14 protein-coding genes are annotated in these 15,808 nt (G+C 37.8%); 1 reads left to right on the forward strand and 13 read right to left on the reverse strand.

Going from position 1 to position 15,808, the window contains the following annotated elements; genetic code table 11:
• Positions 1 to 138: 138 nt before the first annotated feature.
• Positions 139 to 903, reverse strand: a complete 765-nt coding sequence (locus D1839_RS17890) for a TSUP family transporter (protein WP_207710073.1) — start codon at positions 901 to 903, stop codon at positions 139 to 141.
• A gap of 588 nt (positions 904 to 1,491) precedes the next feature.
• Between D1839_RS17890 and D1839_RS17895 the strand changes: the two genes are divergently transcribed.
• A complete protein-coding gene (locus tag D1839_RS17895) occupies positions 1,492 to 1,899 on the forward strand; it encodes a secondary thiamine-phosphate synthase enzyme YjbQ (protein ID WP_120381164.1) in 408 nt (135 codons plus the stop codon).
• A 193-nt stretch (positions 1,900 to 2,092) separates the two neighbouring features.
• Here D1839_RS17895 and D1839_RS17900 read toward each other — a convergent pair whose 3' ends face one another.
• The 12 genes from D1839_RS17900 to D1839_RS17955 form a co-directional block, all read right to left on the reverse strand.
• Positions 2,093 to 3,292 carry an MFS transporter gene (locus tag D1839_RS17900; protein WP_120381165.1) on the reverse strand — a complete coding sequence of 400 codons (1,200 nt, stop codon included), beginning with the start codon at positions 3,290 to 3,292 and terminating at the stop codon, positions 2,093 to 2,095.
• A 492-nt stretch (positions 3,293 to 3,784) separates the two neighbouring features.
• Positions 3,785 to 3,985: an alpha/beta-type small acid-soluble spore protein gene (locus tag D1839_RS17905; protein WP_050351293.1), complete on the reverse strand. Its 201-nt coding sequence runs from the start codon at positions 3,983 to 3,985 to the stop codon at positions 3,785 to 3,787.
• Between the two features lie 241 nt (positions 3,986 to 4,226).
• Entirely contained in the window at positions 4,227 to 4,424 is a 198-nt protein-coding gene (gene cspD / locus D1839_RS17910; protein ID WP_120381166.1) for a cold-shock protein CspD, read from the reverse strand.
• Positions 4,425 to 5,506: 1,082 nt separating this feature from the next.
• The gene (gene copZ, locus D1839_RS17915) at positions 5,507 to 5,713 is read right to left on the reverse strand and encodes a copper chaperone CopZ (RefSeq protein ID WP_120381167.1); all 207 of its coding nucleotides are present in this window, start codon (positions 5,711 to 5,713) and stop codon (positions 5,507 to 5,509) included.
• A 224-nt stretch (positions 5,714 to 5,937) separates the two neighbouring features.
• Positions 5,938 to 8,322 carry a heavy metal translocating P-type ATPase gene (locus tag D1839_RS17920; protein WP_120381168.1) on the reverse strand — a complete coding sequence of 795 codons (2,385 nt, stop codon included), beginning with the start codon at positions 8,320 to 8,322 and terminating at the stop codon, positions 5,938 to 5,940.
• Positions 8,323 to 8,337: 15 nt separating this feature from the next.
• A complete protein-coding gene (locus D1839_RS17925; RefSeq protein WP_120381169.1) occupies positions 8,338 to 8,640 on the reverse strand; it encodes a metal-sensing transcriptional repressor in 303 nt (100 codons plus the stop codon).
• Positions 8,641 to 9,021: 381 nt separating this feature from the next.
• Positions 9,022 to 9,273: a hypothetical protein gene (locus tag D1839_RS17930; protein WP_120381170.1), complete on the reverse strand. Its 252-nt coding sequence runs from the start codon at positions 9,271 to 9,273 to the stop codon at positions 9,022 to 9,024.
• Between the two features lie 752 nt (positions 9,274 to 10,025).
• Positions 10,026 to 10,595, reverse strand: a complete 570-nt coding sequence (locus D1839_RS17935) for a biotin transporter BioY (protein WP_120381172.1) — start codon at positions 10,593 to 10,595, stop codon at positions 10,026 to 10,028.
• Positions 10,596 to 11,293: 698 nt separating this feature from the next.
• Positions 11,294 to 11,470 (reverse strand): hypothetical protein, encoded by a 177-nt coding sequence (locus tag D1839_RS17940; RefSeq protein WP_158589697.1) that lies wholly within the window; start codon positions 11,468 to 11,470, stop codon positions 11,294 to 11,296.
• Between the two features lie 314 nt (positions 11,471 to 11,784).
• Positions 11,785 to 12,783, reverse strand: coding sequence for a 4-hydroxythreonine-4-phosphate dehydrogenase PdxA (gene pdxA / locus D1839_RS17945; RefSeq protein WP_120381173.1), 999 nt, complete (start codon positions 12,781 to 12,783; stop codon positions 11,785 to 11,787).
• A complete protein-coding gene (locus D1839_RS17950; RefSeq protein ID WP_120381174.1) occupies positions 12,773 to 14,077 on the reverse strand; it encodes a four-carbon acid sugar kinase family protein in 1,305 nt (434 codons plus the stop codon). Before D1839_RS17950 ends, pdxA begins: the two co-directional genes overlap by 11 nt.
• Before the next feature lie 41 nt (positions 14,078 to 14,118).
• Positions 14,119 to 15,105, reverse strand: coding sequence for a 2-keto-3-deoxygluconate permease (locus D1839_RS17955; RefSeq protein WP_120381175.1), 987 nt, complete (start codon positions 15,103 to 15,105; stop codon positions 14,119 to 14,121).
• Positions 15,106 to 15,808: the final 703 nt, after the last annotated feature.

The following is a 15,808-nucleotide window of genomic DNA, read 5'->3' on the forward strand; positions in this document are numbered from 1 at the left end:
GTGTGGTAACTTGATTCTACAAGAAAAGGTCTTCCTTTTTCTATTTATTCATTTACACAAATTATTTTACGCTCTCTTTTATTTGTTTGGCAAATCTTTTTTAATAAGTATCTAATCTTTTCGGTTATTTCAAAGTCCTTATATCAACTGAATGACAATATTATATAGCGTTATCAGGATAATCATTAGCAGTGTTCCATTGAAAATGCGTTCAATCCATCTATTCGATATTTTGCTGACTAAATTAGTTCCAATAATTCCTCCCAAAATACCACCTGGTATCATGAACCAAGCCATAGATAAATTATATGGCGCAAACCCAGTGGAAGTGGCTACTAAAATTAGTGAAGATAACTGTGAAAAAAAGATAATGAAAATAGAATTAACACTTGCACTCTTTGTACTCATGGAAAAAACAAACACTAATATAGCTACATTTAGTGGACCACCGCCGATACCTAAAAACGCTGACAACAGGCCTAGAACAAGACCTACACATAAAATGACGAAGCGTTTTTGCACATGATAGGTTTTTATCTTATGATTATACTTCATAAATATATAAATAATAATTAATAAACCAGATAATAAAGCTGATTGGAAGATACCTATGATCGTAGATAGACCAGAATTAACAACAAAATGATTAAAGATTCCTTTTCCAATAAAGCCTCCTATAATAGAGCCGATTGCAATAAATAAACTGTTCCCCCGGTCTATCTCCAAATTAGAACTTCGTGCTTTTATTAAAGAAACAACCGACATGGAAAAGACCGTTGCGGATGACAGAACACCAATGGTTGATAAATCGTAATGTCCTAACATGTCCAACAAAGGCTTGATAATAATACCTCCACCTAAACCAGCCATCGCTCCGGCCGTGCAGGCAACCAGGCCAATCAAAAAATAAGCTACAAAAATAGGGACCAACTCGCTTTCTATCTTGTTGTCAAGTAGATTATGTATGGTTTGCCCAAAATGGGTCCAACCGCAAAAAATTATCGAGAAGCGAAACTTCAATTAGTGGAGATTTTCTTTCACCCACAGATTGTAAGAGGTTCAGAATCGGTCTTGAAATCCTCAGCCTGTCCTCCTAGGTTTCATCTTGTAGGTAGGAGAGCAAATCTTATTGCCAGTTACATATGAATAGCTAAATTCCCAGTATGTTTCATGATGTTAGCCAGCATTCCACATAAATGTGCAAATATAATATAGGGGAATTTTTCACAAAAATGCCCGACAACCATTATTTTAGCATAACAATATGAAAATCCGATGAACGTTGTTTTGCGTAAGACTCATCTCCTCCTGTTTGATTTCTTAAAGATTAGGTTATCGATATAATACGTATTAGTAGGAGGGAGAAAACTAGAGGATCATGAAGATTAAAAAGTGAGGTACATTTAAAGTCCACACTATTTTCTATCTGGACAACCTTTATTAATACGGAAGCATCTACTTATATTAAAAATCGGAAAGGATGTTGGAATGATGCAAAAAACATTTACACTTCAAACGAACCAACACTCAGATATGATCGACATCACAGGTCAGCTACAAGAATGGATTCAAGAGCTAGAAATTACTGGAGGGATAATTGTCGTATCTTCCATGCATACGACTGCTGGAATTACGGTGAACGAAAATGCTGACCCTGATGTTCAAACAGATATGCTCATGCGATTGGGAGAAGTATACCCTTGGGAGCATCCAATGGATAAGCATTTTGAAGGAAATACGGCTGCACATTTAAAAACAAGCACCGTAGGTCATGCGCAAACACTTATTATTCAAGACGGCAAGCTTGTTTTAGGTACGTGGCAAGGCGTTTATTTTTGCGAATTTGATGGTCCGCGCAAGCGAAAGTTTCACGCCATTATCATTCCAGAGGAGAAGTAATTTCTATAGAATGGAAAACTGGATTGGGAAGAACGACAATTTTAGACAAAAGTGTGAATGTGACTTAACTGCATCACGTTCACACTTATTATCAAACGAGTAATATCTATTGCAACCTTTTACCTAATGTACTAAGAGGTTACTTTTTTATAACATGCTTAATATTATTTTCCAAGTTTTTCATCTGTAAAAGTTACGATTCGTTTTTCCGTATCGTGACTGGATGTATTGGCAATAAACTACCTATAATTGCAATAACTGCAGCTCCGAGGAACATCGTTTCAAAGCCAAAAGCCGCGATGCTTGCTATACTGCTAAAAACAACCAAATCACAAATAGAATCAATGATTGATAGCAACGAAATAGTAGTCGCTCTTACATTCGATGGAATTATATCATTAGCTAATTGAGCATATACCGGATAGCGAACGGCTCCAACAAAATGGATAAGCATCATAATAATAAATAAAATCCAAAGTGTTTCTCGAAAAAAAGCAGCCAACAACAAGCTGAATACTGCGATTCCACCAGTTATATATAAAAGTGCGATCCGTGAAATTCGAGAGGTCATCCATCCGATTGACCTCGAAACAAAAAAGCTAAATATGGATAGCCCTGCAAGTACAAAGCCAATTAAATAAACTGGCAAGCCAGCATCACGAAGTAATTTGTCATTAAAATTATTAAATATCGCTACTGTTGGTATAAATACAAGAGTAATATTTAAGAACATCCATACGAGCTGGGGTGCTTTTTTTATCGCAAGCATTCCTTCTTTCACTTGTTTGAAAGGATTTTCCTGGTAGCTTCCGTGGCCGGCTGGATTCTTTATAAAACAAAGTAGAACAATTTGTATGATCTGAAAGAAAACGCCTAAACCAATAAGCAATTTAAATTGACCATCGGTTAAATCTTTGGCAATAATAGCCCCTAAAATTAGTACAACAACCATAACCATAAATTGTGCTGATTGAATAATTCCGAGTGCCTTATCTAACATATTTTCTTCATTTGACTCTTTTAAAGATTCGTAGATGAAGGCTTCATCAGCTCCACTAAAAAATGTTACACTAAAGCCACTCAACAGACTGCTGGCGAAAAATAACCATGGATCGTACGCCCAAATAAGTAAACCGTGACTCACTATACTTAACAGTGCACCAATCACAAATGATAATTTCGCTCCATATCGATCTGCAAACATGCCTGTTGGAATCTCACCAACTAACACACCAATACTCCAAAAGAGTAATAACCAAAGAATGTCCGCTTCATCAAGCCCACGCGAGAAATAAAACAAAGCTAGTACTGGTTGAATAAATCGAACACTGCCAAATAATTCTGCCCAAAATAAAACACGAATATTACGTGATGCTAATGTACCCTGTTTCAAATTTTTATCCTCCTGCATTTTGTCTATTTCGTTCATAAACAAGCAGGAGCGAATAATGATGGAACTTTATCTTTAATTCTATCTGAATTTTTCACCCCTACTTGTTGGTTTGGAAAAAATCGATAGTCTTTTTTGCACGTCCATTACCTCCTCAGATTAGATAACATTATTATACAAAATTGGTTGAAAATAATAAAGGCATAGCAAGGAAGCAGGCAGATTATTCTCATGTATGTTTAGTAATCTTATATTATTAATTACCACTTAACTTATAATTTTACAATTCCCAATAACGTAAATAATTTATTTTTCAGATTTTACATGTAATTATCACCAAATAAATATACAAATGATTCATGTGAATTATTTTACGTAAATTCATGCAAAAGTTTTTTTAGCTTGTTTTTAGCTTCACTTTTTATTTTTAACGCAGCGAAGTATAAAAGCTATATGTTTTAAAGGAGCGCACAGCTGCACGCTCCCTTTCTTTTACTACTTTTGTCTATTTGCGAGATCCTGTTCTGCAATTTTTATCATTCGCTTCACCATCTCGCCACCCACGGATCCATTCTCTCGTGCAGTTGTGTCAGCTCCGAGATCAACATTAAATTCATTGGCGATCTCATATTTTAAGGAGTCAACAGCATTCCTTGCACCTGGCACTTCTAACTGGTTACGGTTTTGTCGAGCCATACGAATAACACTCCTAATGGGAAAGTAGTAGAACAGTGGATATACTGTTCGGCTTTATTTTCTGTGTTTTTGCAGTAAATACTCCTAACAATATAAGGATGTTCAGAGACAAGAATAACGTATGGCATTTTATTTTACAGATTGATTTAAACTTATAAGTTCCCCTCATACGAAAAATTCCACCTCTATATAACGTAAAAGAGCTTATCTCATTATCGAGATAAGCTCTTTTTGTTTATTATTATAGACGAGTAACGTTTGCCGCTTGTGGTCCACGGTTACCTTCTACGATTTCGAATTCAACCTCTTGACCTTCTTCAAGTGTTTTGAAACCGTCAACTTGGATAGCTGAGAAGTGAACGAATACGTCGTCTCCGTCTTCACGCTCGATGAAACCGAATCCTTTTTCTGCATTAAACCATTTTACTTTACCAGTCATTAAAATGACCTCCTTATTCAAATATCGTGCAAAGTAATTGAATCATAAATACTTTTACACCACTTTGATAAAGAGATCGTAAAGTATTATTCAAACTTCAATTTCCTTTTGCATCTTTAACTTTACCCTTTTCTGAAGGAAAATGCAAGTGAATACATCTATAATTTGCAACATTTTTTTCCATTGGTTATTTTTTTTGAAATTTCAATTAAGATTACACCTTAACTGATCAAGGTTACAACGATTATTTTGTGACTTTAAAACGGAAATAGAAAGGATTACGTTGGAGTTAAGGTAGCCTTCCTAGCAACATCTTAGAATGTTTTTACTATCCGTCCATTTTTGAATGCACTTAAACTTAATAATACAATGCGCCAATTATTTATAAATGCTAACGTTAATGGTAACTTTGGAACCAATTTTATGATAGTAAAGCCTCCAGAACTTCGCTCAAGTTACTCCAGAGTTTGTAAACTCACTTATATCTATGACTTTCATTCATATGTATGCTATCTTTAACTGTCTGTACGGAAGTACCTTTGACAAACGCTTATTACAGTGAAATTTATGCTTCTCTCATTTTACACCACATTGGAGGTGCAATCAATCCTATTGTCCAGTTTATATAAGCGCCTATAAGTGATCATTCCAAATGAGCGCTTTAACTAAACACGTTTTCAGCGAACTTACAAAATACATTCGAACTTATTATCCCTCCCTATTCCACCGATTATTCTAAAAGAACAAAGGCGCAGGGCGCCCGTTTAGCAACGTAGCGACTGGAGCGAAGCAACTAAAGTTTTAGAAATCATGCCACTAAAACCAGGGATATGCCGACGCCTGAGCAGCAAGCCCGTATTTAGTCGGCCTTCCTCTTAGCTACAACCGATGATGACTTATCGTAGAGGCGATTCGTGAATTCGCCTAGTTGCTGGGCTCATGCGCCGGACGTGGCTTATTCGGTTATTTCTTTATCTCCAAGCGCCTCATTTTATATTTTCTTAGCTTTTAAAACAAGCACGGTCTTTTTCTCCATTTCTGGAGAAAAAGACCGTGCCAAAAAGTGAACTTACTTAAGCTGCTTATACAACGACATCGTAGCCTTGTTCTTCAATTGCTTCGCGCATCGCTTGAATATTGGTTTTTGCATCATCATAGGTTACATCGACTTTACCTGTATCTAAATGCACCTCTACTCCAATAACTCCAGGTAATGCTTCAAGCGCTCCTTTGACTGATTTCTCACAATGTCCACAAGTCATCCCTCTGACATCTAATGTTGTTTGCATATTAAGATCTCTCCTTTCATCCTTTTTCAGACTGTACAAAATCCGGTTAAATAACATACCGCAGCTTATATTTGGGTTATTTCAGCTTCATTTTCACATATGCAGCTCACCGCAACACTACTGCGGAACTTTCGCTCTTAACCAGCCATTTGAACAGACTATGATTGAAATATTTATAGATAAAAGCTTATAGAGCAAGTACGTTTTTTCTAATAATTAAATCTCTATAGCTTTACCCGTTTTAAGCGTAAGGAATTTGATACAACACTTACCGAACTAAATGCCATCGCTGCACCGGCTATCCATGGGGCGAGTAAACCAATCGCTGCGATCGGAATGCCAGCTGTGTTGTAGGCAAATGCCCAAAATAAGTTTTGGCGAATATTTTTGATTGTTGCATGGCTCGCTTTAATTGCTTTTGGAATAAGTAGCAGCTCGCCACCTAAGATGGTTACATCAGCAGCTTCAATGGCTACTTCAGTTCCTGTTCCAATCGCGATACCAATATCGGCAACGGCTAAAGCTGGAGCATCGTTAATTCCATCCCCAACCATCGCAACATGCTTGCCCATTTCTTGTATCATTTTTACTTTATCCGCTTTTTCTTCTGGTAAAACCTGTGCAATTACGTGGTCAATACCAACCTGCTTTGCAATCGCTTTGGCTGTTCGCTCATTATCACCTGTTAGCATAATAACTTCTAAGCCCTCATTTTGCAGTTGGCTAATTGCTTCTTTAGCGGTTTCCTTTACCGTATCAGCAACAGCAATAATGCCTTCGAACGTACCATCTACTGCAATGAGCATCGCTGTCTTTCCATTTGCCTCCAAGGATTGCATCGCTGTTTCTTCACTTTGGTATGCAATGTTATTCTGTTCCATTAGCGATCTTGTTCCTACAAGAACTGTTTTTCCATTCACTTTGGCAGAAATACCAAGGCCGGGTATCGCTTCAAAATCATCTGTATCGAATAGTTCTAAGTCTTTTTCTACCGCATTAGCAACAATTGCTTCTGCTAACGGGTGCTCGGAACTTTTTTCTGCACTTGCTACTAATTGTAAGACATCATCATTGCCAGTGAAGTCGGTTACTTCTGGCTTTCCTTTCGTAATCGTTCCAGTTTTATCAAAAATGATAGCCTCTAACTGGTGCGTGCGTTCTAAGTGTTCGCCGCCTTTAAACAAAATCCCTTGCTCTGCTGCTTTACCTGTACCAACCATAATTGATGTCGGGGTAGCCAAACCAAGGGCACATGGACAGGCTATCACTAGTACAGCGATAGAGGCAACTAATGCGGGTTCCAATTCACCCGGAGTTACAAAAGAAATCCAAATAATGAATGTGAGAATGGCAATTCCGACAACAATTGGAACGAAGTAGCCAGAAATAACATCTGCCAAGCGTTGGATTGGGGCTTTTGAACCTTGTGCATCTTCTACCACTTTTACAATGGAGGCTAAAGCAGTGTCCTTGCCTACTTTTGTAGCTTCCATTTCCATCGTTCCATTTTTATTCATCGTTGCACCAATAACCGTATCTTCTAAATCCTTTTCTACTGGCAATGATTCACCAGTAAGCATCGATTCATCTACAGCAGTACGTCCTTTGACTACGACACCGTCTACGGGTATTTTTTCTCCTGGTTTTACAATTAGCCGGTCACCACGAACAACTTCTTCTACCGGAATCATCATTTCCTCACCATTTCGGATAACACGCGCTTGTTTTGCCTGTAAATTCAATAATTTAGAAATAGCTTGCGTTGTTTTGCTTTTTGCCTTCGTTTCTAAATATTTACCAAACAAGATAAGCGTAATTAAAATCGCACTCGTCTCAAAATAAAGATGCGGTCCATAACCAGGATTGCCGATTGTTTTAATTGCTTCATATAAACTATAAAAATAAGCCGCACTCGTACCTAATGCTACGAGTACATCCATATTGGCTGCTTTGTTGCGGAGGTTTTTATAGGCTCCTTCATAAAATTGCCAGCCAATAATGAATTGTACCGGTGTAGCTAGAGTAAATTGAAACCAAGGATTCATAAAAATATGTGGGAGGCTAAGTCCAAATAAATGATCGAGCATTGTTACCAATAGAGGTATCGATAAGATTGCCGATATAATGAGTTTCGTTTTCATATGTTGGATTTGCTTTTCCTTGTTGGATTGCTTTTCTTCTTTATTAGCCTTTGGTTGTGCCTGATAACCCAATTTTTCAATCAAACCAATGAATTTATTTTCTTCCACCAATGATGGCTGGTACTCGATAACTGCTGTTTCATTGGCTAAATTAACTGTCGCTTGCGTCACTCCTTGCTGTTTGGAGAGTACTTTTTCGATTCGGTTGGAACATGCAGCACAAGTCATGCCGGTAATATCGTATTCGACCTTTTCTGTTTCCACACCATAACCTAGCTTCCCGATCTTTTCAGTAATAGCTTCTACGGAAACTTTTTCCGGATCGAAATCTAAATTAGCTTTTTCCGTAGTTAAATTCACCTGCGCTTCCACGCCGTCCATTTTATTTAATACCTTCTCAATTCGGTTGGAACACGCGGCACAGGTCATCCCTGTAACACCAAGAGTTACATGTTCTTTCTCTTGCATCGCCTTTCACCTCTTTTACTTGGAAAGTTGTTTTAGCACTTCCATTAATTCTTCAATCGCATTCTCCCCTTGCCCAGATTGTACCGCATGAGAAACACAATGCTTCGTATGTCTTTCTGCAATGGAGAAACCAACTTTTTTCAAGGCTGCATTAATCGCACTAATTTGTACCAAAATATCAATGCAATATCTATCCTCTTCCACCATTTTTTGTATGCCGCGAACCTGCCCTTCAATTCTTTTCAGCCGATTTGTAATTGCTGAAATTTCATCCTTTGTTCTAGGAGTTACAGGATGCTCTGGCTTTTGTGTTGTCATCTATATATCAGCTCCTACTGTAATTTGCTTACTTATAATTATACTATACCCCCCTTTAGTATTTTATGCAATAGGTTTGCTCAAAAAATTTTATAACTATTCGGCGTGAAGATTTTAGTAGTGCGACTACGGTCTCGTTTACTGAAAAAGGTGGTTTGCTATAACTGGAATGAGGGCGAGCATTTATCGTTTGCTCTTCGTAAGAGAGGTTTCTTTCGACAATGAAATTATAGCTCCATCGATGATAGTATCATTTACTTTACTTAGACATATTCTGGCAGACATCTTATCTATTATTGGAAAAAACCTTCCCAGCAATAATCTGCCAAAAAGGTTCTATACTTAAATATTAAAATGTGTCATGTTACTATTAAAGCCTCATTAAAATGCATATACAAAAAATGCGATTAACGCTATTAGAATAGTCACCGAGTATATCCAAATTAGAATAGGTACGTTTGATTTCAGAGATTTCGTTTCATACTCCATAGAACGCTGCAATTCACTTTTCGCAGTATCTCCTTCTAGCTCATATTGTTTCATCTTTTTTTCTTCCTGTTTAAAAACATACAATGTTCCACCTAGAGCAACAATAAATAGTAACAGTAAAAAAAGGATTAAGGAAATATTCATAAAACTCCCCCCCATTTCCATACAGATATTACCAAAATAAAACTTTGTCAAAACGAATGTTTATAAGAGTTTCTTACATTTTATGCATTTATATACGGCAGATTTTTAACTAAATCGTTCAAGCAGTTGTAATAGATATTTTTCCAACAATTCGCTATATTTCTCGAACAAAATTATAACATATTCCTCCATGACATTCGGATTTGAAAACGTTTTGACCTTTCCTTTTGCTTTTCTATCATCAACTTTTACATGGAATACAACAATTTGCAATTATTTTTATGCAATTGTCAAAGAAAGTTAACGCTTTCTTATGGAGGTGTAAGAATTCAGATTTTTAGAAGCCGCACAAATCAAGGGTCCAGACAACTCGGATTTGCAGAGTTAATGGTTAGAATTAAGATATACTCACTCGAAATGCTAAATCACTTGACCAATCCTATGGTTTGTATTGCAAGTAAGGACAATCATACTATTTATAAGTGGGCTTGCTTGTTTAGTGTTGGTGAAAATGCTCGTTTGGCGAATGTGTTCTCTCGGGGGGCGGAGAAACTTGCTCATTTAGGAAATAAGGTTGCTCGGGGTTCGGCGTGACTCACTCGTTTTGCAGATCGGTCGCTCAGGGTTAGGGGAAACTTGCTCGTGGCCAAGCGAGGATGTTCGACTAGTCAATTCAGGATTAAGACTACACAATCCACCTAGCAAGGTTTTCTCAATTTCCGAAGTCTCCCCTATAGGATAAAGGGCTGAACTCACGCTACTTCTTGTTTCGTTTCCAAAATTAAATTAGCTTGAACGAGGCGTTTGCGAACTGCAATGCCTATCCAACTGGCTAATACAGCTTTAATAATTCCGACTGCAATAAACGGGTAGATACCGGCCAAAAAAGCAGCATTCCAAGTATAGTCTAAAATAAACTTCAACTGAACTGTCCCAAATACTAACGTGATCACCATTCCTACTATATTGGCAATCAAGGCGTTTGTGAGTCGGAAACTGGTTTTTTCTAAGATCCATCCTGTAACGTAAGCAGTAACAATAAAGCCAAAAACATATCCGCCGGAAGGACCAACTAGCACATGCGCACCTCCGCTAAAGCCCGCAAATACAGGTGCGCCCACAGCTCCAATTACAGCGTAACAGATCATAGCTAACGCTCCTTGCTTACTACCTAAGATCGTCGCTGTAATACCGACCGCTAAGGTTTGTCCACTGATCGGAATAAGTGGTAATGGAATTTCTATTTGCGCTAAAATTGCTGTAAGAGCTGCAAATAGCGCGCTATTAAGTATCAGACGAAGCTTTTTGTTTTGCTGATCCATTTTAATGACGACTCCTTCTCAGATAATTTACTATGTATGATGATTGGATTGTAGTTGGTAACTAACCTTTTGTCAACTTATTTTTTAAATAGTTAACTAATTTGAATCTAATGTCCTTTCCTATTCTTCTGTTTAATGGTCTTAGTACGGAAACGCCCAATAATACTTAATCGAAAATTGTGATTGAAGTTTCAGCTCCTAGCTGTTCAATAGTAAAAATAGTTACAATGCTGGCAAAAGTACGAGGGCGACCAACGTTTTGAAAACTAACTTCTCTCCCTGTGTGTTACTTATGTAGCATTAATAAAGCAGTTAAACTAACTCTAATCCTTGCAATGAATATTAGCGCAATCACAAAATTTGGAAGTGTAAACATAGACTTTAAACACATACCTCTAAAAGGATTTAAAGATATAATACATGATGCCACGGTATCATTCTTGGCATTCGTGAGCCATCTAACGCTTTTACGAGCAACTTCCCTACCTTCCTGAGGTCCTAACGTCGTTTGGAAGTGACTTCATTGCTTTCCTGAGCGACCTAACGTCGTGTGTGAGTAATTTTCCAGCGTTACTGAGCGCCCTAACGTCATTTGCGAGTGAGCTGCTCCCTCAAATAAAGTGCACTACTCCCCTAGCATGGTGAAGTATTTAGCTATTAATATTTTTAGGGTCATTTTCCATACCGTTTATCAATCATCAGGAAGTACTTAAAAAGAAATCGATACTTATCTCCAGCAATACGCTTGACCGATGCCAATAAAACATTGACTCCTTTTTCGCAATCTTCCCATGACGTATATTCAGCTTTGGAATGGCTTTTTCCCTTTTTGCACTTGGTACAAATATCATCGCTGTCGGCAAATATGTACTCATATATTGTGCATCCTGTCCTGCACCACTCAGCATACGATTATGAAGGTACCCTATAGCTGGATGTTGCCTTTTCCACCTGATTGACGACATCTGGTTCAAACTATACAGTTTCCCTTTTGACGTTTTCCAGCAAGTACTCCTGAAACCATCATTGATGGTTTAAAGCGCACCCCTTCTTTATTCGTAAAGTTAGCTATTTTTTAAGCAATTTCCATTAATTCTAATCTAATGCTCCTTTTTCAAACAAACCTCCTCTTTTTTTCTTATCTCTTAAAAAGAAGAGAGCCCTTAAGCTCCCTTCAAATTTTTTCCTTTTATTTTACTGGTGCCAATTCAATGGCTTGACGTAGTGCCTCCAACATGCTTCCTTCATCAGCAATCCCTTTCCCTGCTATGTCAAAGGCTGTCCCATGATCAACGCTTGTACGAATAATAGGTAATCCAACAGTGATATTCACGCCTGCTTCTAAGCCAAGTACTTTGATTGGACTATGACCTTGGTCATGATACATAGCAACTACGATATCAAAATCTCCACGTTGGGCACGGAAAAATAATGTATCAGCTGGTAGCGGACCTTCTACTTGCATCCCTTCATTCACAGCTTTTGCAATAGCTGGGACTATCTTTTCTTCTTCCTCACCATAGCCAAACAACCCATTCTCACCAGCATGTGGGTTAATTCCACAAACGCCAATCTTAGGCTGTTTTAAACCAGAACGTGATAATGTGTCATGAGCAAGTTTAATCACCTTATAAACCCGGTCTGGTTTAATTTGATTAATTGCCTCAATTAATCCAACATGTGTTGTGACGTGAATGACCTTTAATTTCGGAGATGAAAGCATCATAGAAAAATCCTTGGTTCCAGTTAATTTTGCCAAAATCTCTGTATGTCCTGGGTATATGTGCCCCCCCTTATGGAGAGCTTCTTTATTTAAAGGAGCTGTACAAATAGCATCAATTCTTCCTTCATTCGCTAATTCAATTGCTATTTTCAAGTAATGAAAGGCAGCATTTCCGGCCTTACCTGATACTTCTCCAAATTTAAGATCCCCAGGAAGCATGTCAAGATCGACGCACAAAATTTCCCCATAAGAAGTTGCTGTAAAATCTGCTGTTTTATTGACTTGTTTAATGCTGACATTAGCTTTTAATAATTCTTTTGCTCGTTCCAGCATTTTTGCGTCACCGATAACTACTGGATGCGAATCATTAAAAACTTCTTCATGCTCTAAGCTTTTTATGATGATTTCTGGACCAACCCCTGCTGCGTCCCCCATGGTGATTCCAATAATTGGTTTACTTGTCATTTTCATTTACTCCTTTCAAGGCTTGCATTGCACGATAAATTGATTCTTCAGCTCCAAACGAGCCAGCCTTTGTAACAACGTAATAAGTTTTCTGCGTTCCTATCAGTTCCCCTAATGGAATTCCTGGCTCCACCTGTTTGACTAAGTTTATACCCTCTCCGCCAAGACATTTAGCAGTAGCCTTTGCTGTATCTCCTCCTGTTAATACTAAACCAGAAAGCCTTTGAGTACTTTCAGCAATATAAGCTGCTATTTCACCAATAGCCCCTGAAATCTTTTCTCCAACCTGTTCCGGACTAAGCTGCAACTCGCTCGCTACTTTTTTCACTTTTCGCCGTATTTCATCATCACTAGGTACGTATAATACAACATCTTTCCCTTTGGCGAATGCGTCGGTACAACGCTTTATATACTTCACCTTATGGCTATGCCAATCATTTTGGAAGATATCGATCGTATTTATCTCTACACCGCTAACGTTTGGCTGTTCTTTCGCATACGCCACTTGGGTTTGTGTTACTTGTGACAAACTGCTGCAAACTGTCATAACTTGCGTGTTGTTATCGAAGTTAGTCGGAGTTTGTTCCCCTCCATCAATAGATAAAACTAATGGCAATGCTTCAGCTAAACCTGCAGAACCAGCCCAGACAATGTTTTGTGTTATTGCAGCCATTTTCACAGCAGCCTTATACAAATCCATTTGTGTTTGCGCATCACAGATAACGTAACGGACTCCACTCTGTTTCCAATTTTCTATTTCCATGTTAAATATTTTAGTGGTGTGGATCATATCTGTTGTTAAAACTGCCATCTTTTCATTCACTTCTTTTTGCAGTACTTTTATTATAGAAGAATCTTTTACAGGGTGCTTTGGATCTTTAGAAACTTCTGATTCAGCAATTGGTATATGGTTCACATAATGTACCCCATTAACAGTTGTCCTGCCAAGCCTTGGATAAGCTGGCGCAATAAACATGAATTCAGGCCGAAACACCTCATCTAATACTTTTATTTCCGCACCAATATGCCCCCGTAATGTAGAATCCATCTTCTTGTATATATAAGAAAAATTCTCTTGTTTTAGAAATTGAGCAGCATTTTTTGTTTTTTTTATAGCATTCTCTCTTGTTAAAGCACGCGAATTCGTATCTATGACAATGCTATTATTTAATTGTTTTTCTTGTTTTGGAAGTTGGAAGTAAACAGATGTCTTTATCCCTCTTTCTGCAAGTTGTACTCCGCTATCATTCGCTCCAGTTAAATCATCTGCAATAATTCCTATCTGTCTTTTCATTCTATCCCTCATTCTCCAGTTTCCAATAATCTCTATATCTGCTATTCCTCGATCAAATAATCATCAGGGACTTTGACGCCTGATTTTTCTAATCGTTTCACTAAAAACGCAACATAAATCGGTAGTAGTATTGCTGTCGTAACTGTAGATGCAGCTACCTGAACAGTTGCTAAATCTACATTAGCTGCAAATGCTGAGCTTGCAGCTGCTATAGCTGCTGGAGTCGCAACAGCATTTCCAGCTGTAGAACCTTCAGCTGCACCTGCAATTGGATTCCATTTCATCATTTTAAATACATAATAACCTGCTGTTCCAGTTAGAAATACTGTTAACAATCCCAGAACAACCCCTGCTAATCCACCTTCAATAATACTTGCAAAGTCTATCCCCATACCTAGTGCAAAAGCAAAAAACGGGATTAGCATAGAACTACCTTTATTTAGAAATTCCCTCATATCGGTATCTAAATTTCCTAAAACCATTCCAACAATGATAGGTAGTAATACAGATATAAATGAAACTACAGAGAACATACCATCAACAAATCCCATCGTACCAAAGATAGCTAGAGCAACCATGGTAAAAAACGGTCCATCATTTAACGCCAAAAGTGAGTATGCTGCTCTATCTGTTTTATCTCCATACTGACCAACCATCGCTACGTATAGTCCGCCATTACTATTTGTCATGGCTGCAATAATAGCAATGGGCGCTAACCCTAACCATAGTCCGTTATCACCAGCAAACATATAAGCTATTAAACCAAATACAGCTCCGACTACCCACTTTGTAGCTAGAAGGGTCGCCCCTTTACCAAGGCTAACTCCTACGTTTCGCAAATTAATTTGCGCCCCTGTACAAAGTAAGAATAAGGCAATTAAAGTACTAGCTCCATCCACAAATAACGCTTGCGTAAAATTACCAATTCGCAACAATTCTGGCGCAAAAGTGTTTAATATCGCAGCTAGTAATAGAGGCACTACCATCATACCTCCAGGAATTCGTTCCAATGTTGCTTTAATTTTCATTTCTTCTCCCCCCAAGATGTTATTACATAATGTGGTTTGTCCGTTACAACAATTCAGATCATTTAGGTGTTAAACAATCCAACTGCATGTCACAGCGGACAAACATTTTAAAACATGAAACATGATGTAAAGTGAAGCCCCATCAGCCTTTTCTTTCACCTCCGCTGATTGTTAGTACCACATTGGCTTATCCTAAAGGTATCCAACAAATCGAAAGTTTAGTTGTGTTACCTCAAAACTTAGACTTCTTTTATTGCTTGCAATTCTTTAAGCGAGAATCTTTCAGCAACTTACTTCAGGATAAACCGTTTACATTTCATATTTTATATCTCATTGAACAAAAATGCAACATATGGTTTTGGTTTTTTATAAAAACGTTTCATTTTTGAACATTAATCATCCTCATCTACTTTAGTTTTTAGATTAACTGACAATTCACTTCAAATTTTAACAGCAAATTAAAGAACTTGAACATAAGAAAATACTATATAGAATAAGCCGAACAATTATAAATTAATTGTCCGGCTTGTTTGGATGAACAAAGGCGCGAGGCGCCGTTTAGCAACGTAGCGAATGGAACGAATCAACGAAAGTTTTAGGAATCATGCTCCTGCAACAGGAGTATGCCGACGTCGGGTGGCAAGCCCGTTTTTAGTCGGCCTTCTTCTTAACCACGAACCGATGATGACTTATCGTAGGGCGC

The sequence above is a fragment of the Roseburia sp. 1XD42-34 genome, from assembly GCF_009917385.1.
In the GTDB taxonomy this organism is placed as follows: Bacteria; Bacillota; Bacilli; order Bacillales; family Amphibacillaceae; genus Virgibacillus.

Bases quoted from the DNA above. Each gene is read 5' to 3' on its own strand.
- D1839_RS17895 (WP_120381164.1), top strand. From the start codon at position 1,492: ATGCAAAAAACATTTACACTTCAAACGAACCAACACTCAGATATGATC.
- D1839_RS17905 (WP_050351293.1), bottom strand. From the start codon at position 3,985: ATGGCTCGACAAAACCGTAACCAGTTAGAAGTGCCAGGTGCAAGGAAT.
- cspD (WP_120381166.1), bottom strand. From the start codon at position 4,424: ATGACTGGTAAAGTAAAATGGTTTAATGCAGAAAAAGGATTCGGTTTC.
- copZ (WP_120381167.1), bottom strand. From the start codon at position 5,713: ATGCAAACAACATTAGATGTCAGAGGGATGACTTGTGGACATTGTGAG.
- D1839_RS17920 (WP_120381168.1), bottom strand. From the start codon at position 8,322: ATGCAAGAGAAAGAACATGTAACTCTTGGTGTTACAGGGATGACCTGT.
- D1839_RS17925 (WP_120381169.1), bottom strand. From the start codon at position 8,640: ATGACAACACAAAAGCCAGAGCATCCTGTAACTCCTAGAACAAAGGAT.
- D1839_RS17930 (WP_120381170.1), bottom strand. From the start codon at position 9,273: ATGAATATTTCCTTAATCCTTTTTTTACTGTTACTATTTATTGTTGCT.
- D1839_RS17935 (WP_120381172.1), bottom strand. From the start codon at position 10,595: ATGGATCAGCAAAACAAAAAGCTTCGTCTGATACTTAATAGCGCGCTA.
- D1839_RS17940 (WP_158589697.1), bottom strand. From the start codon at position 11,470: ATGAGTACATATTTGCCGACAGCGATGATATTTGTACCAAGTGCAAAA.
- pdxA (WP_120381173.1), bottom strand. From the start codon at position 12,783: ATGACAAGTAAACCAATTATTGGAATCACCATGGGGGACGCAGCAGGG.
- D1839_RS17950 (WP_120381174.1), bottom strand. From the start codon at position 14,077: ATGAAAAGACAGATAGGAATTATTGCAGATGATTTAACTGGAGCGAAT.
- D1839_RS17955 (WP_120381175.1), bottom strand. From the start codon at position 15,105: ATGAAAATTAAAGCAACATTGGAACGAATTCCTGGAGGTATGATGGTA.